General features: G+C 71.6%; 19 protein-coding genes. 8 read left to right on the top strand and 11 right to left on the bottom strand.

Annotation, left to right across the window (positions count from 1 at the left end):
* Nucleotides 1-37: 37 nt before the first annotated feature.
* Together ACY0PA_RS14145 and ACY0PA_RS14140 are read right to left on the bottom strand one after the other, a co-directional pair.
* A complete protein-coding gene (locus tag ACY0PA_RS14145) occupies nucleotides 38-403 on the bottom strand; it encodes a MazG-like family protein (RefSeq protein ID WP_473084952.1) in 366 nt (121 codons plus the stop codon).
* A gap of 23 nt (nucleotides 404-426) precedes the next feature.
* Nucleotides 427-999 carry a DoxX family protein gene (locus ACY0PA_RS14140; RefSeq protein ID WP_473084951.1) on the bottom strand — a complete coding sequence of 191 codons (573 nt, stop codon included), beginning with the start codon at nucleotides 997-999 and terminating at the stop codon, nucleotides 427-429.
* A 180-nt stretch (nucleotides 1000-1179) separates the two neighbouring features.
* Between ACY0PA_RS14140 and ACY0PA_RS14135 the strand changes: the two genes are divergently transcribed.
* Nucleotides 1180-1503 carry a nuclear transport factor 2 family protein gene (locus ACY0PA_RS14135; protein WP_399980334.1) on the top strand — a complete coding sequence of 108 codons (324 nt, stop codon included), beginning with the start codon at nucleotides 1180-1182 and terminating at the stop codon, nucleotides 1501-1503.
* Between the two features lie 96 nt (nucleotides 1504-1599).
* Here the strand turns inward: ACY0PA_RS14135 and ACY0PA_RS14130 are convergent, their stop codons facing one another.
* The gene (locus ACY0PA_RS14130) at nucleotides 1600-2496 is read right to left on the bottom strand and encodes a PhzF family phenazine biosynthesis protein (protein ID WP_473084950.1); all 897 of its coding nucleotides are present in this window, start codon (nucleotides 2494-2496) and stop codon (nucleotides 1600-1602) included.
* Between the two features lie 338 nt (nucleotides 2497-2834).
* On the bottom strand, nucleotides 2835-3626 hold the full coding sequence (locus ACY0PA_RS14125) for an SDR family oxidoreductase (RefSeq protein ID WP_473084949.1): 792 nt from the start codon (nucleotides 3624-3626) through the stop codon (nucleotides 2835-2837).
* 133 nt (nucleotides 3627-3759) lie between these two features.
* Here ACY0PA_RS14125 and ACY0PA_RS14120 point away from each other — a divergent pair, with 133 nt between their 5' ends.
* Complete coding sequence (locus ACY0PA_RS14120) at nucleotides 3760-5409, top strand: alkaline phosphatase D family protein (RefSeq protein WP_473084948.1); 1650 nt, start codon at nucleotides 3760-3762, stop codon at nucleotides 5407-5409.
* Nucleotides 5410-5618: 209 nt separating this feature from the next.
* On the opposite strand, the gene ACY0PA_RS14115 is transcribed toward ACY0PA_RS14120, so the two are convergent.
* Nucleotides 5619-6617, bottom strand: coding sequence for a Gfo/Idh/MocA family protein (locus tag ACY0PA_RS14115; RefSeq protein ID WP_473084947.1), 999 nt, complete (start codon nucleotides 6615-6617; stop codon nucleotides 5619-5621).
* Nucleotides 6618-6741: 124 nt separating this feature from the next.
* On the opposite strand from ACY0PA_RS14115, the gene ACY0PA_RS14110 reads away from it, so the two are divergent.
* The 4 genes from ACY0PA_RS14110 to ACY0PA_RS14095 all read left to right on the top strand — a co-directional run bounded on the left by ACY0PA_RS14110 (nucleotide 6742) and on the right by ACY0PA_RS14095 (nucleotide 11007).
* On the top strand, nucleotides 6742-8055 hold the full coding sequence (locus ACY0PA_RS14110; protein WP_473084946.1) for a multidrug effflux MFS transporter: 1314 nt from the start codon (nucleotides 6742-6744) through the stop codon (nucleotides 8053-8055).
* Entirely contained in the window at nucleotides 7989-9179 is a 1191-nt protein-coding gene (locus tag ACY0PA_RS14105; RefSeq protein ID WP_473084945.1) for a serine hydrolase domain-containing protein, read from the top strand. Before ACY0PA_RS14110 ends, ACY0PA_RS14105 begins: the two co-directional genes overlap by 67 nt.
* 31 nt (nucleotides 9180-9210) lie before the next feature.
* Entirely contained in the window at nucleotides 9211-10227 is a 1017-nt protein-coding gene (locus ACY0PA_RS14100) for a small ribosomal subunit Rsm22 family protein (RefSeq protein WP_473084944.1), read from the top strand.
* A 153-nt stretch (nucleotides 10228-10380) separates the two neighbouring features.
* Entirely contained in the window at nucleotides 10381-11007 is a 627-nt protein-coding gene (locus tag ACY0PA_RS14095) for a TetR/AcrR family transcriptional regulator (RefSeq protein ID WP_473084943.1), read from the top strand.
* Here ACY0PA_RS14095 and ACY0PA_RS14090 read toward each other — a convergent pair.
* Nucleotides 10994-11839: a glycerophosphodiester phosphodiesterase gene (locus tag ACY0PA_RS14090; protein WP_473084942.1), complete on the bottom strand. Its 846-nt coding sequence runs from the start codon at nucleotides 11837-11839 to the stop codon at nucleotides 10994-10996. The two genes, ACY0PA_RS14095 and ACY0PA_RS14090, sit on opposite strands and share 14 nt — an antisense overlap.
* 180 nt (nucleotides 11840-12019) lie before the next feature.
* Between ACY0PA_RS14090 and ACY0PA_RS14085 the strand changes: the two genes are divergently transcribed.
* Nucleotides 12020-12745, top strand: coding sequence for a bifunctional DNA primase/polymerase (locus ACY0PA_RS14085; RefSeq protein WP_473086315.1), 726 nt, complete (start codon nucleotides 12020-12022; stop codon nucleotides 12743-12745).
* A gap of 30 nt (nucleotides 12746-12775) precedes the next feature.
* Here ACY0PA_RS14085 and ACY0PA_RS14080 read toward each other — a convergent pair whose 3' ends face one another.
* The 4 genes from ACY0PA_RS14080 to efeO all read right to left on the bottom strand — a co-directional run bounded on the left by ACY0PA_RS14080 (nucleotide 12776) and on the right by efeO (nucleotide 17166).
* Nucleotides 12776-13762: an SCO2278 family lipoprotein gene (locus ACY0PA_RS14080; protein ID WP_473084941.1), complete on the bottom strand. Its 987-nt coding sequence runs from the start codon at nucleotides 13760-13762 to the stop codon at nucleotides 12776-12778.
* Between the two features lie 69 nt (nucleotides 13763-13831).
* Nucleotides 13832-14689, bottom strand: a complete 858-nt coding sequence (efeU, locus tag ACY0PA_RS14075; RefSeq protein ID WP_473084940.1) for an iron uptake transporter permease EfeU — start codon at nucleotides 14687-14689, stop codon at nucleotides 13832-13834.
* Nucleotides 14690-14696: 7 nt separating this feature from the next.
* Nucleotides 14697-15980, bottom strand: a complete 1284-nt coding sequence (efeB, locus tag ACY0PA_RS14070; protein WP_473084939.1) for an iron uptake transporter deferrochelatase/peroxidase subunit — start codon at nucleotides 15978-15980, stop codon at nucleotides 14697-14699.
* 31 nt (nucleotides 15981-16011) lie between these two features.
* On the bottom strand, nucleotides 16012-17166 hold the full coding sequence (gene efeO / locus ACY0PA_RS14065) for an iron uptake system protein EfeO (RefSeq protein WP_473084938.1): 1155 nt from the start codon (nucleotides 17164-17166) through the stop codon (nucleotides 16012-16014).
* Between the two features lie 206 nt (nucleotides 17167-17372).
* On the opposite strand from efeO, the gene ACY0PA_RS14060 reads away from it, so the two are divergent.
* Nucleotides 17373-18014, top strand: a complete 642-nt coding sequence (locus ACY0PA_RS14060; protein ID WP_473084937.1) for a PhzF family phenazine biosynthesis protein — start codon at nucleotides 17373-17375, stop codon at nucleotides 18012-18014.
* On the opposite strand, the gene ACY0PA_RS14055 is transcribed toward ACY0PA_RS14060, so the two are convergent.
* Nucleotides 18015-18665 carry a biliverdin-producing heme oxygenase gene (locus tag ACY0PA_RS14055; RefSeq protein ID WP_473084936.1) on the bottom strand — a complete coding sequence of 217 codons (651 nt, stop codon included), beginning with the start codon at nucleotides 18663-18665 and terminating at the stop codon, nucleotides 18015-18017. It lies immediately after the preceding gene.
* Nucleotides 18666-18722 lie beyond the last annotated feature (57 nt).

The following is an 18722-nucleotide window of genomic DNA, read 5'->3' as shown; positions in this document are numbered from 1 at the left end:
CGCGTGCTCGGCGATCTGCTGCCGTTCAGCCAGACGATCACGAGGCGAGCGACCTCTGCGCCACCCGGCGCAGATGCGTCGCGAGCACCTCCGGGGCGTTCGGGGTCAGGGTGCGCAGGGCGACCAGGGCCGTCACCACCACGTCGCAGAGCTCCGACTCGACGTCCTGCCAGGAGTGGCTCTCGCCCTTGCGCGGGTTCTGCCCCGTCGCGCCGATGACCGCCTGGGCGACCTCGCCGACCTCCTCCGACAGCTTCAGCATCCGCAGCAGAAGGGCCTCGTCCGCGCTGCGGCGGTTGTGCGATTCGAGCCAGGCATGCAGCCCGTCGACGGTCTCCCACACGCTGTCGTACGTGGGCGGGGCGAGGTCGTGCCGGGCGCTGGGCCGCGTGGTGTCGGACATACCCGCAGCCTGCCACGGACGGGCTACTCGTCCGTGTCGTCCGGGGAATACTCCCCCGGACCCGGCTGCGGACCCGGCCCGCCCACCCGCTTTCTGCGCGACGCCACGACCGCGAGCGCCGCGGCGGCACTGCCCACGAGGGCGGCCGGGACCATCCAGTGCCGGTCCAGGACGTGGCCGAGCGCATGGTCGAGGGAGTAGCGGCCCGCGCCGGTCACCGCGAGTCCGGCCGCGACGAAGCCGAGGAACGCCGGGTATTCGTAGCCGCCGCCCTGGGCGAAGAAGCCGTGGGGCGCGTGCACCGCGGTCGCACCGGCCATCGTGCCCGCGGCGGCGGCCCCGCCGACGGGCGTGGCGAGGCCGAGGGCGAGCAGGACGCCGCCGCCCGCCTCGCCGACGCCGGCGGCCAGGGCGCTCGCCTTCGGCGGGGCGAAGCCCATGGCCTCCATCCCGGCGGTGGTGGCGCCCAGGCCACCGCCGCCGAACCAGCCGAGCAGTTTCTGCGCTCCGTGCGCGGCGAGCACACCGCCCGTGCCCACGCGCAGCACGAGCAGTCCCAGGTCTTTGCGGTCCACACAAGGCTTGTGACAGGTCATGGTCCTACGGTCCGGCAAGCCGGTCCCCGGCACCCGGTGCGCGGGCCCGTTCGGGTGGCGTGTCCCGGGCCGCGGTGTGAGTCTGGGCCGGGGGCCCGGGCCCTGTGCGGCCGGGGTCCCGAACCGGCGACGAACGACCGGAAGGTCCGGCACCGTAGCGCCGGAAGGAGAAGCGACGTCATGGCCATCCAGACAACGAAGCTCAGTGACCCGGCCGTCCGGGCCTTCGTCACCGCGGTGAACTCCCACGACCGGGAGGCCTTCCGCGCCGCCCTCGCGCCCGGCGCGACGATGTCCGACGACGGATCCGACCGGGACATCGACGAGTGGACCGGCCGCGAGATCTTCGATTCCAACGGGCACATGGAGATCGAGAAGGAGTCCTCGGGCGGCCTCGCCCTCACGGCCCTCTACCGCAACGACGCCTGGGGCGAGATGCGGACGAAGTGGCAGTTCGTCGTGGCGGGCGGCAAGGTGACCCGCTTCGAGACCGGCCAGGCGTAACTCCCCGGTCAGCCGGTCAGCCGGTCAGCCGGTCAGCCGGTCAGCCGGTCAGCCGGTCAGCCGGTCAGCCGGTCAGCCGGTCAGCCGGTCGGCCGGTCAGCCGGCCATCCGTACCGCCGCGCCGCTCACCCGGACTCGCGGGTCGCCCTCGCGCAGGGTCACCGTCAGCTCGCCCGGGCGGCCCATGTCCTCGCCCTGGTGAAGGGTGAGGACCGCCTCGGAGGGGACGAGTCCGAGTGCGCGCGCGTACGCGCCGAACGCTGCCGCGGCGGCGCCCGTCGCCGGGTCCTCCACGACGCCGCCGACCGGGAACGGGTCGCGGGCGTGGAAGACGAACTCCGAGGCGCGCCAGACCAGTTGGACCGTGGTGAGGTCGAGGCGGTGCATCAGGGCCTCGAGGCGCGCGAAGTCGTAGGAGAGGTCCGCGAGCCGCGCGCGGGTGGCGGCCGCGAGGACGAGGTGGCGGTTGCCCGCGTAGGCGATGCGCGGCGGGAACGCCGGGTCGAGGTCGGCGGCGGGCCAGTCGAGCGCGGCGAGCGCCTCGGCCAGGTCGTCCGGCGCCACCTCGGTGATGTGGGGCGCGACGCTCGTGAGCGTCGCGCGCGGGGTGCCGTCGGCGCCCTGAGTGACCGCCACCGGCACCTCGCCGGCCTGCGTCGCGAAGACGTAGTCGCCTGGCCCGTGGATCTCGCCGAGCGCCACGCCCGTCGCCACCGTGGCGTGCCCGCAGAACGGGACCTCGGCCTTGGGACTGAAGTAGCGCACGGTGTACGAGCGCTGCGCGCCGTCGGACGCAGGGGTGCCGTCGGACGCAGGGGTGCCGGCGGGCGCCGGTGTCAGGAACGCCGTCTCGCTGTAACCGAGCCGCGCCGCGATGGCGAGCATCTGCTCGTCGTCGAGCGCACGTGCGTCGAGCACGACCCCGGCGGGGTTGCCGCCCTCGGGGTCCGTGGTGAAGGCGGTGTAGCGCAGCACGTCGGCATTGGTGTTCATGACGGGGGAGCGTAGCGCGGCCCGGGTTCTCCTGCGGTCCCGTCGACAGGTCCCCCTGCCCCCGGGCCGCGGAAGGGCTGCCCGACTTCCCCCTCGGAAATGGCTCAGTGGCAGCCGATCCCGCCGGGCCCGTCGCCCCACGAGCAGGAGTCGAGCTGGGTGGCGCTCGGCTTGATGAGGCGCGGTTCGGTAGCCCGGGTGCAGACCGCCCTGGTGGGCGGCCGCGGAGGCCGGGGGCGCGGCGGGCAGGGAGACCGACAGGACGCCGGCCGCCAGGGCGGCGGAGGCTGCCCTGAATTGGGGCGGTAGGTCCTATTCCGCTTGTGGAGATTAAGTTCTCAACCGCGCCCGACGTACGGCATGTTGGTCGCCAGGACCGTCGCGAACTGCACGTTCGCCTCCAGGGGCAGCTCGGCCATGTGCCGCACCGTGCGCGCCACGTCCGCGACATCCATCACCGGCTCCGGCGCCAGCGTTCCGTTCGCCTGGAGGATCCCGGTCTGCATGCGCTCCGTCATGTCGGTCGCCGCGTTGCCGATGTCGATCTGGCCGCACGCGATCCGGTACGGACGCCCGTCCAGGGACAGTGACTTCGTCAGCCCGGTCAGCGCGTGCTTCGTCGTCGTGTACGCGGTCGAGCGCGGCCGCGGCGTGTGCGCCGAGACGGAGCCGTTGTTGATGATCCGGCCGCCCTGCGGGTCCTGCTCCTTCATCTGACGGAACGCCGCCTGGGCGCACAGGAAGGCGCCGTTGAGGTTCGTGTCGACGACATGGCGCCAGGCGTCGTACTCCAGGTCCTCGACCGGGACCGCGGGCCCGAACGTGCCCGCGTTGTTGAAGAGCAGGTCGAGGCGGCCGAACCGGTCGCGTGCGGCGGCGAAGAGCGCGGCCACGTCGTCGGGCCTGGAGACGTCGGTCCGTACGGAGAGCGACCTGACCGCGGCCTCGGGGGCGAGGGCCGCCGTCGCGTCGAGGGTCTCGGTGCGGCGGCCCGCGAGCGCCACCTGCCAGCCCGCGCGCAGCAGTTCGACGGCGACAGCCCGGCCGATGCCGGAGCCCGCGCCGGTCACCACGGCGGTGGGTACGGCGGTCGGTTCGTGCGGTTCCGGGGCGTTGTTCTGAGCGTTCATGGCCCCGGAGCGTACGGCAGGAGGGTCATACGGAGATCACTCATCCGCCATGTGGCGGCCGTGCGCATGACAGGTCACGGTCGTCCCCCGGCACTCCAATTTCCTCTGACAACAACCGTCAGGGGAGGGCCACATGACAGCCGAAGGACGCCATCCGAGCCAGCACTCGCCCGAACTGCGCGCCGCGGCGGGCCACTTGGGCCGCCGCCGCTTCCTCACCGTTACGGGCGCCGCCGCCGCGCTCGCCTTCGCCACGAACCTGCCGGCCGCGGGCACCGCAGGCGCCGCCGAGTTCGACGCGCGGAAGATCACCGCCGACCCGTTCACGCTCGGCGTGGCGTCCGGCGACCCGCTGCCCGGCTCCGTCCTGCTGTGGACGCGCCTGGCCCCGTCCCCGTACGAGGCGGACAGCGGTCTGCCCGCCCAGCGCATAGCCGTCGAGTGGGAGCTCGCGCACGACGAGCGCTTCCGGCGCGTCGTGCGGCGCGGCACGGCCACCGCGCACCCGGAGTTCAACCACTCCGTCCACGTCGAGGTCGAACACCTCGCGCCGGGCAGCGTCTACTACTACCGCTTCCGCACCGGCACGTGGGTCAGCGGCACCGGCCGGACACGCACCGCGCCCTCCGCCCAGGCCCGTACCTCGGCCCTCACCCTGGCCGCGGTCTCCTGCCAGGCCTACCACGACGGCTACTTCACGGCCTACAAGCACCTCGCCGCCGACGCCTCCGTGGACGTCGTCTTCCACCTCGGCGACTACCTCTACGAGTACGCCGTGAACTCCGCCGGCGGCGCCCGCGCCTACACGGGCGGCGCTGTACTGCCCGCCCACTTCAACCGCGAGACCGTGACGCTGGAGGACTACCGGCTGCGGTACGCGCTCTACAAGTCCGACCCGGACCTGCGGGCCGCGCACGCCGCGCACCCCTTCGTCGTCACCTGGGACGACCACGAGACCGAGAACAACTACGCGGACGACATCGACGAACAGGACGGCCCGCCCGCCGAGTTCCTGCTCCGCCGCGCCTCCGCGTACCGCGCCTACTGGGAGAACCAGCCCCTGCGCCGCCCGCAGCTCCCGCAGGGCCCCGACGCCCAGATGTACCGGCGCCTGATCTGGGGCAAGCTGGCCCAGTTCGACATCCTCGACACCCGTCAGTACCGCTCCAACCAGGCGTACGGCGACGGGTCCCACGTCCCCGGTCCCGAGTCGGACGACCCGGCGCGCACCATCACCGGCGCCACACAGGAGCGGTGGCTCATCGACGGCTGGCGCCGCTCGGACGCCCTGTGGAACGTCGTCCCGCAGCAGGTCACCTTCTCGCAGCGCAAGCTCGACCTGAACGCGGCCGCGAAGGTGTCCATGGACGCGTGGGACGGCTACCGCGCCTCGCGTCAGCGGGTCCTCGCCGGGGCCAGGGCGGCCCGCGTCGACAACCTGATGGTGCTCACCGGCGACGTGCACGTCGGCTACGCCTTCGACATCAAGGACAACTTCGACGACCCGTCGTCGAAGACCCTCGGCACGGAGATCGTCGCCACGTCCGTCAGCAGCGGCAAGGACGGTGCGGACAAGCCGGCGAACTGGGGCACGTACACCCAGGCCAACCCGCACCTGAAGTTCTACAACGGACGCCGCGGCTATGTGACGGTCGCGCTCGGCGAGCACGAGGCCCGAGCCGACTTCAAGACGGTCCCGGCGGTAACGACGCCGGGGGCCCCGATCGCCACGGCGGCGTCGTTCGTCACGACGGTGGGCAACCAGGGCCTGCGCCCGGCATAACGGGGGCCGGCCACCCCGCGCCCCTGATTCTTTCGGGGGCGCGGGGATCCCTTCTGTGGGACCGCGCGCGGGGACTGCCTTTCGGGCGCGCCGGGAGTCGCCTTCTCAGGGGCGCAGGCACCTGTCTTCAGGGGCGCGGGGAACGGCGCGACAAGCCCCCACCGGGCGTCACCCGGCGACGAAACCGCAACGCGCCGGCCCGGATGCCGCTACCCCTCCGACGGATACCGCAACCCGATCCGCTCCCGGACGGAGTCCAGCGTGCGCATCACCGCCAAAGAACCGGCAAGCGGCACAAGCGGCGACTCCGTATCCCCGGCCCGCAGCCGGTGCATCACCTCACCCGCCTCATGCCGGAAGCTGTCGCGAGGCCCGTCCCCCGCCTCCGCCGTGAACTCCTGCGGCTCCCGCCCGGCGCGGTGCAGCACGAACCGGTCCGGGTAGAAGAAGCCGTGCGGAACGTCGATACGGCCCTGCGAGCCGGTAATCGACGCGGTGACCGGAGTACCCGCGTCGATCGAGCAGTTGAGCAGCGCGTGAGCACCGCTCTCCCACGAGAGCAGCATCCCCGTACGGAGATCAACGCCCTCGTCCGAGAGCACCGCTCTCGCAGTGACCTCCGACGGCTCACCGAGGACCAGGTGAGCGAAAGACACCGGGTACACGCCGAGATCGAGCAGCGCGCCCCCTGCCTGCGCCGGATCGCGCAGCCGGTGCGCCGGAGGGACGGGGCCCGCGAGCCCGAAGTCGGCCTGCACCGTCCGGACTTCACCGACCGCACCGTCCTCGACCAGCGCCTTCAGCTTCCTGATCAGCGGATGGCAGTACATCCACATGGCCTCCATCAGGAAGAGGCCGCGGCTGCGGGCGAGCGTCACCAGCTCCTCCGCCTCGCGCGAGTTCAGCGTGAACGCCTTCTCGCACAGGACCGCCCGTCCCGCCTCCAGGCACAGCCCGGCGGCCGCGTGGTGCGCCGAGTGCGGGGTCGCGACGTACACGACATCCACGTCCTCGTCCTCGGCGAGCGAGGACCAGTCCCCGTACGCCCGCGGGATCCCGAACCGCTCGGCGAACGCCTTCGCCGAGGCGTCGGAGCGGGACGCCACGGCGACGACCTCCGCGTCCGGCATGTCGAGAAGGTTCGCCGTGAAGGACGCGGCGATGCCCCCGGTCGCCAGGACGCCCCACCGCACACGCTCACGTTCCACCACTGAAGGCCCCCTCCCAGGTTCCGGCCACTGCACATGCCGGCACGTCACGAAATGTGGTCTCAACCCATGCACCTGAGCTGAGAGCATAGGTAATCGAATGAACGACCGGGAGGGGAACCGCATGCCGGATCACGGCCGCCAGCACGCGTCCGCGCGCGAAGCGCAGCGCATACCCGAGGCGCCACCCGTCGCGGGCCCCACGCTCACTGTCCGCCGCCGCACCGGCTTCCTGGTCACCCTCGTACTCGGCGGACTCACCGCCGTACCGCCGCTGTCCATGGACATGTACCTTCCGGCACTCCCGGAGGTCACCGGCGCGCTGCACACCTCGGCCGCCACCGCCCAGCTCACCCTCACCGCCTGCCTCACCGGCATGGCGCTCGGGCAGCTCGCGGTCGGCCCGATGAGCGACAAGTGGGGCCGCAGGCGCCCCCTCCTCATCGGCCTCCTTCTCTACATCGCCGCCACCGCGGTCTGCGCCCTCGCCCCCACGGCCCCCCTCCTCATCGGATTCCGCCTGGTGCAGGGCCTCGCCGGGGCCGCTGGCATCGTGATCGCCCGGGCGGTCGTGCGCGACCTGTACGACGGCGTCGAGATGGCGCGCTTCTTCTCCACTCTCATGCTGATCTCCGGCGTCGCCCCGATCGTCGCGCCCCTCATCGGCGGCCAGGTCCTGCGGATCACGGACTGGCGCGGCATCTTCGTCGTCCTCACCGCCGTCGGCATCGCGCTGACCACCCTCGTCTGGAAGGGCCTGCCCGAGACGCTCGCCCCCGAACGGCGGCACAGCGGCGGCACGGCCGAGGCGCTGCGCACCATGCGCGGCCTCCTCGCCGACCGCGTCTTCACCGGCTACATGATCGCGGGCGGCTTCGTCTTCGCCGCCCTCTTCGCCTACATCAGCGCCTCGCCGTTCGTGGTCCAGGAGATCTACGGCGCCTCGCCCCAGACCTTCAGCCTCCTGTTCGGCATCAACTCCGTCGGCCTGATCGCCGTGGGCCAGATCAACGGCAAGCTCCTCGTCGGCCGCGTCAGCCTCGACAAGGCGCTCGCCGTCGGCCTCTGCGCCATCGCGCTCGCCTCCGCCGCGCTCCTGTTCATGGCGACCGGCGTCTTCGGCGACGTGGGACTCGTACCGATCGCGGCGGGACTGTTCGTCCTCATGTCCGCGATGGGCCTCGCCATGCCCAACACCAACGCCCTCGCCCTGATGCGCACCCCGCACGCCGCGGGCTCCGCCTCCGCGCTCCTCGGCACCTCCTCCTTCCTGGTCGGCGCCATCGCCTCACCGCTCGTGGGCATCGCGGGCGAGGGCACCGCCGTCCCGATGGCCGTCGTCCAGCTGGCCTGCGCCCTGGCGGCCGTCGCATGCTTCTTGGGACTGTGCCGCCCCTGGCGGCGCGGGACCGGGCCGACGCGGGAGGCGGAGCACTGAGTACCCCAAGACTGCGCCCCGGCACCCCCGAACGCGCCGGGCTCGACCCCGACGGGCTGCGCCGCCTCGTCCAGGACGTGCGCGAACTGCCCCGCGGGGCGCGCCCCTGGTGCGCGGGCGCCGTCGTCCTCGCGGGCCGCGGCCCGGTCGTCGCCGCGCACGAGGCGGCGGGCTGGGCGACGCGGTACCTCGCCTACGACGAGACGGCCGACCGGGGCGTCGAGCTGCCGCCCGCGTCGCGCGTCCCCATGCGCCCCGACACGGCCTTCGACCTCGCCTCCCTCACCAAGCTCTTCACCACCGTCGCCGCCGTGCAGCAGCTGGAGCGCGGCACCCTCGGCATCGACGCGCGGGTGGGCGCCTACGTCCCCGAGTTCACCGCCGCCGCCGAGCACGACGTCACGATCCGCCAGCTCCTCACCCACACCTCGGGCCTGCGCCCCGAACTCCCGCTCTACGACTGCCCGGACGACGCGGCCCGCCTGACGGCCCTGCGCACCGAGGCCCCGTCGTCCCCGCCCGGCGCCCACCTGTACTCCGACCTCAACATGCTGCTGCTCCAGCAGGTCCTGGAGCGCATCGCCCAGCGCCCCCTCGACGTCCTCGTGCGCGACGGCATCACCCGGCCCCTCGGCATGACGGCGACGGGCTTCGGCCCGCACCCCGGCGCCGCCGCCACCGAGGACCAGCGCCGCCCCTGGGCCAAGGCCGACCGGGGCCTGCTGCGCGGCATCGTCCACGACGAGAACGCCTGGGCGCTGGGCGGCGTCGCCGGTCACGCGGGCCTCTTCTCCACGGCGTACGACCTCGCGGTCCTGTGCCGCACTCTGCTCAACGGCGGCTCGTACGGCACCGCCCGCATCCTCGGCCCCGACTACGTCGAGCTGATGCTGACGGCGCCCGGTCTCGGCTTCCAGCTCGACCAGCCCTGGTTCATGGGCGAGCTCGCGGGCCGCGGCGCGGCCGGACACTGCGGCTTCACCGGCACGTCGCTCGTCCTCGACCGCGCCACGGACACGTTCCTGATCCTCCTCGCGAACACGGTCCACCCGCGCCGCAGGCCCCCGCAGAACGGGCCGCGCGCCTCGGCGGCGACGCGTCTCGCGCGGGCCGTGGGCGCGTAGGCGGCTCCCGCCGCGACCGTAGAATCACTGGGTGAACGCCGCTCTGACCCCTTACTCGCCCGCCTCCCCGGCCGACACCCTGCGTGCGGCCCTCGCGGGGCTGCTCGACGGGCTGCCGCCCACGCAGGCGGCGCGCGCCGTCGAACGGCTGATCGCGAGCTACCGGGGGAGCACCCCGACGGACGCGCCGATCCTGCGGGACCGCGCCGACGTCGCCGCCTACGCCGCGTACCGGATGCCGGCCACCTTCGAGGCGGTCCGCTCGGCGCTCGGCGCGCTCGCCGACGCGGCGCCCGAGGGCTGGGCGCCCGGGAGCCAGGTCGACGTGGGCGGCGGGACGGGCGCCGCGGTCTGGGCCGTCGCCGACACCTGGGCCGGTGAGCGCCCGGTCACCGTCCTCGACTGGGCCGAGCCCGCGCTCGCCCTCGGACGTGAACTGGCCGGTTCCTGCGACCGGTTGAGGTCCGCGCGGTGGCAGCGCTCCCGTATCGGAGCGGCGCTCACCATCGAGAGCACCGATCTCGTGACGGTCTCGTACGTCCTCAAGGAACTGACCGCGGACGACCGCCGCTCCGTGATCGACGCCGCGGCCGCCGCCGCGAGCCCCGACGGGGCCGTGGTCGTCGTCGAGCCCGGCACCCCCGACGGCTACGAGCGGATCATCGAGGCACGCCGGCGCCTGATCGACGCCGGATTCCACGTCGCCGCGCCCTGCCCCCACAGCGCGGCCTGCCCCATCGAGCCCGGCACCGACTGGTGCCACTTCTCGGCCCGGGTCAGCCGGTCGTCGCTGCACCGCCAGGTCAAGGGCGGATCGCTCGCGTACGAGGACGAGAAGTTCAGCTACGTGGCCGCGACCCGTTTCGCCCCCGAGCGCCCCGCGGCCCGGATCACCCGTCGCCCCCAGATCCGCAAGGGCCAGGTACTCCTGGACCTGTGCGAGGCGGAGGGCGCGCTGGGCCGCGAAACGGTGACGAAGCGGCACGGGCCGCTGTACCGGGCGGCCCGCGACGCCGACTGGGGCGACGCCTGGCCTCCGGCCCCGTAGGGGTGCCGCTCGGTGTTCGGGGTGGGCTGCGGGCAGTCGTGGGCTGCTCGCGCAGTTCCCCGCACTCCTGACGTGCCCACGCTCCCCAGGGGCGCGGGGAGTCAAGGAAATAGAGACGGTACGTCTCGCCTCGCCCGCTGATACATTCGAGCCATGGCCCAGAAGACCGCTCCCGACTCCCACCGCCGCAGCGAGCGTTCACGCCGCGCGATCTACGACGCCGCCCTCACTCTCGTCGCCGAGACCGGCTATCCCAAGACGACCATCGAGGGCATCGCCGCCCGCGCGGGCGTCGGCAAGCAGACGATCTACCGCTGGTGGTCCTCCAAGGCGGAGGTCCTCATGGAGGCCTTCATCGACCTCGGCGTCCAGGCGGCGGAGGCGGCCGGAGCGGGCGACTGGGCGGAGGCGGACGGCATCCCGGACACCGGCGACATCGAGACCGACCTCAAGGTGGTCCTGCGCGCCACCGTCGACGAGCTGCTCGACCCCCGCTACGACGCCCCGGCCCGCGCCCTCGCCGCCGAGGGCGTCGCCAACCCGGCCTTCGGCGAGGAGTTCGTCGGCCGCCTCCTGCTGCCCTCGCTGGAGCTGTACGTACGCCGCCTGCGCGCCGCCCAGGACGCCGGCCAGATCCGCGCCGACGTGGACCCGTACATCGCCCGTGACCTGTTCTCCGCTCCACTCGCCCAGCGCTGGCTCCAGGGCACGGGCCCCCTGAACCACGCCTACGCCGACACCCTCGTCGAGTACGCCCTCTACGGGCTCAGCCCCCGCTGACCCGCGCGCGCACGGCCGACGGGGTGCGGGCCAGCAGGCCCGGCGCGTCCGAGATCACGCCGTTGCAGCCGAGCCGCAGCACGCGGTCCCGCTGGCGCGGCGAGTCCACCGTGTGCGCCCACACCCGCGGGATCCCGGACCGCACGGCCCGTACGAGATCGGCGTCGCGCGCCTTGTAGTCCACGTCGAGCAGGTCGACGAACCGGGCCCAGCGCGCCGGGCGGTCCGTGCGCATCTGGACCTGAGAGCGCCACAGCTGCGACGTGAGGCCCATGTCGTGGGCGCGCAGGGCGACGGCCGGGTCGTTGGAGTTCACGAACACCGACCGGGTAAGGCCCCGGCGCCGGATCATCGCGGCGATCCCGCCCAGGCTCCGAGGGTCCTTCGCCTCCAGCATCAGCACGGTGCGGCCGCCGAGACGGTCGAGGACCTCGGCGACCGTCGGCAGCGGCTCTGCGCGCCAGTGGCCGGGCAGCGAGGCCTTCGGGCGCATCCGCACGCGCGCCCACTGCCGGGCGTCGATCCTTTTCACCGGGCCCGACGCGTTCGTCGTGCGGTCCAGGGTCGGGTCGTGCAGGACCACGATCGTGCCGTCGCGAAGCATTCGGGTGTCGAAGTCGAGTACCTGCGCGGTGCCGCGCCGAAAGGCGGCCGTCAGGCCCGACATGCTGTTCTCCGGGACTTCCAGGGCGCCGCCGCGGTGTGCCGTGTAGACGATGCGGGGGAGGCTGTCGAAGGTCAGGGGGCCGGCGCCCCACTCGACGGGGGAGAGGGTCAGCGGGGCGAGAACCAGGAGCCCGCCGAGGCCCGTCAGCGCAGTCCGTGTGACCATGCCGACCACGGTAGGCGGGCAAATCCGCGTAAAGCCGGTAATGACACCCGATTATCTTCCCCGCCTCGTATCGCTCGGCATCGCCCCGGGTACCCCGGATGTGGACTGTGGCCACCCGCGGCGCAGGATGGTGCGACCATGGGACATGCTTCTCGGTACTACGGCGAGGTGAGGGGATTGATGGGCGCGGAGTACGGCCGCCGGTCCGGCGGACAGGGCAGGATCTCCCAGTGGCTGCGCGCCAGGCGCCCCAAGGAGGCCGAGGGCGACGACGGCCGCGAGGCCCTTCTCCTGGCCGCCGCGGACGCGGGACTGCCGCTCGCACCCGCCGCGTACCCGACCGACTACCGGTGTTCGTGCAGCCGCATCGGCTGTCCCACGCCCGGCAGGCACCCCGTCTCGTTCGCCTGGCAGACGCAGTCCACGACGGACCGCAGCCAGATCGAGCGCTGGGCCCGGCATCAGCCGCAGGCCAACTTCATCACCGCGACCGGCATGGTCCACGACGTCCTCGACGTCCCGCTGGAGGCCGGTAAGGAGGCCCTCGGACACCTTCTCGCGGCCGGCATCGACGTGGGCCCCGTCGCCGAGTCCGGCGGCGACCGCATGCTCTTCTTCACCGCCACCCGCGGCACCCCCGAGGACGAGGACGAGTGGTGGCCCTGCGAGCTGGACTGCCACCCCGAGACGATGGACGAGCACCCCGGCCTGCGCTGGCACTGCCGCGGCTCGTACGTGCCCGTGCCGCCCGCCCGGCTCCCCGGTGACCTGACCGTCGACTGGCTGCGCGGCCTCGAACACCCGCTGCCGGACCCGCTCACCCTGCTCGAAGCCCTCACCGACGCCTGCGCACGCTACGTGGGCGAGGAAAAGGACTTCACGGCAGCCTGGCCCTCGCGCGGCTGACGGGCGAGGGCCGGCAGCTCACGGAGAGCGTCAGCTGCCCTTCGCGCCCGTAAGTCCCTCGAGCCGCGTCAGTATCTCGACGTCGCCGCCCTCGGCCGGGTCGACGGCGACCTGGTTCGAGATGCGCTCCAGCGTCAGCGACTGCTTGACGTCGCCCGTCATGAGCGCCTTCACGTTCTCGTTGTCGACCGTGATGCTCAGGCCCTTGGATGCCGTCTGCTTCTCGTAATGGTGCGTGGCGAAGAAGACCATCGCCCCGCCGTCCGCGGTCCGCAGACCGACCGGCGCGTAGTCGCCCGACGTCATCGGCTCGTCGACGTACTGCCGGGCGAGACCCGGGCGGCTCGCGTTCTTCTCCCGCGTGGTCCGCCACAGCGACGTGTGCCGACCCGGCGCGAAACCGTCCCCGCCGTCCTTCAGATACGTCGCGTACTTCCGGCTCATGTCCTGCGGCGCCACCGCGAGCCCCGAGGCGTCCGCCGCCACGGGCCGCGCCCAGCCGTCCTTGTCCTTCTTGAACTCGGGGACGTCACCGGGCGACATGAGCGTCAGATACGACACCTGCCACGGCCGGTTCACATCGTCGCGGGTGAAGACCAGCATCCACCGGAAGTCGCCGCCCCGGTTCGCCTTGGTGTTCGCGACGAACCAGCGGGGCCAGCCCGCCTTCTTGGGGATGGTGAACTCGGCGTCGGACAGCTCGAGCGCCGAGTGGTTCGGATTGCCCTCGGGGTGATTGACGTGCCCGGCCTTCAGCTTGGCCGCGTCGATGGCGCCGAGCGCGCCCGTCACACGGTCCTCGTCGAGAGACCCGTCGTACGCCTTGTCGGCCTTGTTGTACGCGGCGGTGAAATCCTTCAGGGCGCGGGCGGCCTCGGCCTTGGTGGCCGCCGGGAGGACCTCCCGCTCCCCGTGCACCGTCACACACCCGCTCGCCGTCAGCGCCACGGCGGTCGCGAGGGCCACCGCCGTCACCGGCTTCCTGAGACCACGAGGCCTGCGGAGGAGCTTGCTCATCGGTTCTGTTCACCTTCCCCTTCCCGGGCCCGAACCCTATCGGGGAGGGGAGCGGCGGATGCGTCCGGATCAGGCTTTGGCGGACTCACGAGGAGACTGCGCCTCGGACTTCGGCTTCCGGGACAGGAAACCGGCGGGCGCGAGGAACACCGCGAGCGTCGGGATCAAGTACAGCAGCCAGACGATGACTTGGAGGACCGTCGGATCGGGCTGGAAGTTGAACACGCCCTTGAGGAGCGTGCCGTACCAGCTGTCCTGCGGGATCGTCTCGCTGATGTCGAACGCCCTGCTGGACAGACCCCCCAGGAACTGCGCCTCCTGAAGGTCGTGCACGCCGTACGCGAGCACGCCCGCCGCCACGACCACCAGCATGCCGCCCGTCCATGTGAAGAACTTCGCCAGATTGATCCGCAGGGCTCCTCGGTAGAACAGCCAGCCGAGGACGACCGCCGTCAGCAGACCCAGCAGAACACCGATCAGCGGCCCGTGCGTGCCGTCGTTCGACGCGCGCACCGAAGCCCACACGAACAGGGCGGTCTCAAGACCCTCGCGGCCCACCGCCAGGAACGCGGTCGCGACCAGCGCGGCCGTACCCATCTGGAGCGCCGCGTCCAGCTTGCCGTGCAGCTCCGACTTCAGATGCCGCGCCGTGCGCCGCATCCAGAAGACCATCCACGTCACCAGGCCCACGGCGACGATCGACAGCGAACCGCCGAGCGCCTCCTGCGCCTCGAACGTCAGCTCCTGCGAGCCGAAGGTCAGCGCGAAACCGAAGCCGAGTGCCACGGCGACGGCGACGGCGATGCCGATCCAGATGGGGCGCAGCGCGTCACGCCGGTCCGTCTTCACCAGATACGCGATGAGGATGCAGACGACGAGGCTGGCCTCGAGTCCCTCGCGCAGACCGATCAGATAGTTGCCGAACATCGTGTCCTCATGCCTCCTTGGAGAACAGCGCCCGGCCCCACCAGTCGCCCGAGTCCCGGACGCCCGGCGGGACGGCGAAGACGGCCGAACCCACGTGCTGGATGTACTCGTTGAGCGCGTCACTGCGCGACAGGTTCCGCTGCACGCGGATGAACCCCTTGCGCACGTCCTTCTGGTAGGCCAGGAAGAACAGGCCGGCCTCCAGACGGCCGAGACCGTCCGTGCCGTCGGTGAAGGAGTAACCGCGGCGCAGGATGGTCGCCCCCGCGTTGGAGTCGGGGTGCGCGAGCCGCACGTGCGCGTCCGGCTTCATCGCCTTCAGGAACGGCTCGTCGCGCTCCTTGGCCTTGCCGACCGGGGCGCCCTCGCCCTTGTCGCGGCCGAAGACGTCCTCCTGCTCCTGGAGCGACGTACGGTCCCACGTCTCGATGTTCATCCGGATGCGCCGGGCGACGAGGTACGAACCCCCGGTCATCCAGGCCGAGTTGGCGTCCGTGTCCTTGGCGCCGACCCACACGTGATCGTCCAGGCGGGCGGTCTCGGTGCCGGCGATGTTACGGGTGCCGTCCTTGAAGCCCATCAGGTTGCGCGGGGTCTGCGCGTCCGGGGTCGTCGACGAGGTCTTGCCGAAGCCGAGCTGGGACCAGCGGATGGCGACCTTGCCGAAGCCGATCCTGGCGAGATTGCGGATGGCGTGCACGGCGATCTGAGGATCGTCGGCGCAGGCCTGAATGCACAGATCGCCGTCACTGCGGGCCTTGTCGAGATTGTCGCCGGGGAACTTCGGCAGGTCGACGAGAGCCTCCGGCCGCCGGTCCGCAAGCCCGAACTTCTCGAACAGGGACGGGCCGAAGCCGATGGTGAGCGTGAGCCGGGACGGCTTGAGGCCGAGCGCCTCGCCGGTGTCGTCCGGCGGCGCCTCGGGCAGGCCGCCGTACGCCCCCTCGCCGACCGCGTGCCCCTCCGTCATGCGGGACGCGGCCTTCGTCCAGTCCTTCAGGAGCTGCACGAACTCGTCGCGGTCGTCGGTCTTCACGTCGAACGACGCGAAGTGCAGACGATCCTGCACGGCGGTGGCGATTCCGGCCTGGTGCGCGCCGTGAAACGACACGGCGCCGCCCGAGTCGGCGACCGGCTGCGGATCGTCACCGGTCCGCGTCACGGCGACGGCGCCCCCCGCCGCGGCGGCACCGAGCGCGAGCCCGGCCCCGCCCACCGCGAGCAGCGAACGACGCGACGGCGTACGGGAGTTGTCCGATCCGACCGAGACATCGGTGGTGGTGTCCGTCATTACCTGACCCCTTACCTGAGTACCCGGAGGGTTACTTGACGACGGCGGCGGCGAGCTTGGACAGCGGCTCCGCGAGCGCGTTCACCGCGTCCGAGAGCTCCTTGCGGTCCGCCTTGCCGACCTTGTCGTAGGAGGTGAACTCGTAGGAGGTCTTGTCCTTGCGGTACTTGTCGAGCAGCGTGTCCAGGGCGGCGAACTGCTTGTCGAGCTCCGTCGTCAGCGTGGCGTCGTTCTCCGCGGCGACGGGCTTGAGCAGGTCGTACGCCTTCTCGGCACCTTCGACGTTGGCCTTGAAGTCGACGAGGTCGGTGTGCGAGTAGCGCTCCTCCTCGCCGGTGACCTTGCCGGTGGCGACCTCGTCGAGGAGCTCCTTGGCGCCGTTGGCCATGGAGGTCGGCGTGATGTCCGCCTTGCCGACGCGGGTCTGCCAGTCCTTGAGGTCCTTGTCGAGCCGCGTCGCCAGCTCCTTCTCCCGCGAGCCGATCTTCTTGTCCTGCCACAGCGCCTTCTCCAGGCGGTGCCAGCCGGTCCAGTCCGTCTTCGGGTCCTGCCCCTCCTCCAGGCCGTCCGCGCGGACGTCGACCTTCGGGTCGATGTCACCGAAGGACTCGGCGACGGGCTCGGTGCGCTCCCAGCCGATACGGGACGGCGCGTACGCGGCCTGCGCGGCCTTCAGGTCACCCTTGCGCACGGCGTCCGTGAGCGTCGTGACCTTGGGCAGCGTCTCGTCGGCCTGCTCCTGCGCGTACGTCCGGTAGGCGGCGACGGCCTTGTCCAGACGCGCGTCACGCTTGACGGCCTTGCCGCCGGTGACGGTCACCTTCTGCCGGATGCCGTCGCCCTTCATGCCGGGCTTGCAGGCGATCTCGTACGAGCCGGCCTTCACCTCGGCGGTGAGCTTCTGCTTGGTTCCGGGGCCGATGTTCTCGCGCTCACTGACGATCCGGTCGTCCGGGAACAGGACGTAGACCTCGGTGACCTTGGAGCCCTTGTTCTCTATGGAGAGCTCGACATGGCCGGCCGGGAATTCGGTCTTGGAGACGTCGCACTTGTCGTCCGTGGCGGTGACCTCGACGACGCGGCCGCCACCGGACTTGGCGTCGCTCTTCTGGGTGCAGCCCGTGACGGCGGCCAGGGTCGCCGCGGTGGCGGCGGCGGTGACAACAGTGAGTCGGACGGCTCGCATGCGGGCTCCAAGACGGTGAGGCACAGTGAGTGAGGCGGACCTAACTTAACCGAGGCTTACCTCAGTGCTACCCGGGGGTCCAGTGATTCAGCTCTCACCAAAGAGCACCGATCGCGCCCCGGCCACAAGCGACCCATGGGCGACCCGGAAATCGGCAAAGAAAAGGCAAAGCCCCACGACCTCCCGCCGAATGATTGACTGTCCCGGTGACGGACTACGACGTGCTCCGAGTCTTCTGCGGACCCCATGGCGACCACGGCAATGAGCTCGGAGTCGTACGAGAGGGAAGCGACGCCCCCGACGAGGGCGAGCGGCAGGCCCTGGCGGCGAAGCTCGGCTTCAGCGAGACGGTGTTCGTGGACGACCCCGAGCGCGGTGTCATCGACATCTACACGCCGGCCACGCGCCTCCCCTTCGCCGGACACCCCTGCGTCGGCACCGCCTGGCTCCTGGACGTACCCGAACTGGTCACGCCCGCAGGCGTGGTGGGCACGCGGCTGGACGGCGAGTTCACCTGGATCGAGGCGCGACCGGAGTGGGCGCCGCCCCGGACGCTGCGCGAGTACGCCTCGGCGTCAGAGGTGGAGGAACTCCACGTCCCCCCGCCGGGCCAGTGGATCTACGCCTGGGCGTGGGAGGACGCGGCGGCAGGAAAGGTGAGGGCCCGAGGGTTCCCGGGAAGGGGCGACGGCATCGACGAGGACGAGGCGACGGGAGCGGCGGCGCTACTGCTGACGGCGCACCTGCACAGAGCCCTGAACATCACGCAGGGCAAAGGCTCTCAAATTCTCACGGCTCCCCAGCCGGAAGGCCTGATCGAGGTCGGCGGCAGAGTTCGCCTCACCTGATCAGGCAGCGCTGCTGAATTCCTCGCCAAGAGCCTTGAAAACGGCGGTGTTGAGAGCGAACGCCCGCTTGCACTCGGCCACGATGAGCTGCTTCTCCAGCTCATCAACGCGAACCCCGTCCAGCAGGGCGCGGTAACTCCGCTTGAAAGCGGCAGGGTTCGGAACCTGCTCAAACACATAGAACCGCACACCATCACCCTTGCGGGCGAAGCCCCAGTTCTGCTCGGCCTTGCCGCGGATGATCTGCCCACCGGACAGATCCCCCAGATACCGGGTGTAGTGATGGGCGACGTAGCCCCCCGGCCACTCCCGAGCGCACTCGGCAACGCGCGAGGCGTAGGCCCGAGTGGCCGGCAGCGCGGAAACACCGTCGCGCCAGCCGTCCCCCCGCAGATGGGCCAGATCCCGCTCGATGGCAGAAACCCGGAACAACTCTGGCTGTATGAAAGGCCCGGCAACGGCGGACCCCTCCAGTCGCCCCGCGGCCTCCTCCAACGCCCGGTAGACGAACCACAGTTGCTCGGTGTACCGGGCGTAGGCGTCGACGCCGAGGGCTCCGCCGAGAAGGTCGCTCATGAACGTGGTGCTCTCGGCCTCTGTGTGCTGCTCGCGGGAGGCAGTGCGGATCCGGGCGGAGAACGGCGTATCCATGAGACCTCCAGATCGCCAAGCTTAGGCTTGCCTAACTTAACAGGTTCCCGACGTGCT

This window comes from Streptomyces sp. DS1-CR2 (assembly GCF_055760475.1).
The sequence above is the reverse complement of the archived record's forward strand: the minus strand, read 5'-3'. Positions and strand labels throughout refer to the sequence as shown.

Coding starts and splice junctions, on each gene's coding strand:
- ACY0PA_RS14145 (WP_473084952.1), bottom strand. CDS start 403: ATGTCCGACACCACGCGGCCCAGCGCCCGGCACGACCTCGCCCCGCCC.
- ACY0PA_RS14140 (WP_473084951.1), bottom strand. CDS start 999: ATGACCTGTCACAAGCCTTGTGTGGACCGCAAAGACCTGGGACTGCTC.
- ACY0PA_RS14135 (WP_399980334.1), top strand. CDS start 1,180: ATGGCCATCCAGACAACGAAGCTCAGTGACCCGGCCGTCCGGGCCTTC.
- ACY0PA_RS14130 (WP_473084950.1), bottom strand. CDS start 2,496: ATGAACACCAATGCCGACGTGCTGCGCTACACCGCCTTCACCACGGAC.
- ACY0PA_RS14125 (WP_473084949.1), bottom strand. CDS start 3,626: ATGAACGCTCAGAACAACGCCCCGGAACCGCACGAACCGACCGCCGTA.
- ACY0PA_RS14120 (WP_473084948.1), top strand. CDS start 3,760: ATGACAGCCGAAGGACGCCATCCGAGCCAGCACTCGCCCGAACTGCGC.
- ACY0PA_RS14110 (WP_473084946.1), top strand. CDS start 6,742: ATGCCGGATCACGGCCGCCAGCACGCGTCCGCGCGCGAAGCGCAGCGC.
- ACY0PA_RS14105 (WP_473084945.1), top strand. CDS start 7,989: ATGCTTCTTGGGACTGTGCCGCCCCTGGCGGCGCGGGACCGGGCCGAC.
- ACY0PA_RS14095 (WP_473084943.1), top strand. CDS start 10,381: ATGGCCCAGAAGACCGCTCCCGACTCCCACCGCCGCAGCGAGCGTTCA.
- ACY0PA_RS14090 (WP_473084942.1), bottom strand. CDS start 11,839: ATGGTCACACGGACTGCGCTGACGGGCCTCGGCGGGCTCCTGGTTCTC.
- ACY0PA_RS14085 (WP_473086315.1), top strand. CDS start 12,020: ATGGGCGCGGAGTACGGCCGCCGGTCCGGCGGACAGGGCAGGATCTCC.
- ACY0PA_RS14080 (WP_473084941.1), bottom strand. CDS start 13,762: ATGAGCAAGCTCCTCCGCAGGCCTCGTGGTCTCAGGAAGCCGGTGACG.
- efeU (WP_473084940.1), bottom strand. CDS start 14,689: ATGTTCGGCAACTATCTGATCGGTCTGCGCGAGGGACTCGAGGCCAGC.
- efeB (WP_473084939.1), bottom strand. CDS start 15,980: ATGACGGACACCACCACCGATGTCTCGGTCGGATCGGACAACTCCCGT.
- efeO (WP_473084938.1), bottom strand. CDS start 17,166: ATGCGAGCCGTCCGACTCACTGTTGTCACCGCCGCCGCCACCGCGGCG.
- ACY0PA_RS14055 (WP_473084936.1), bottom strand. CDS start 18,665: ATGGATACGCCGTTCTCCGCCCGGATCCGCACTGCCTCCCGCGAGCAG.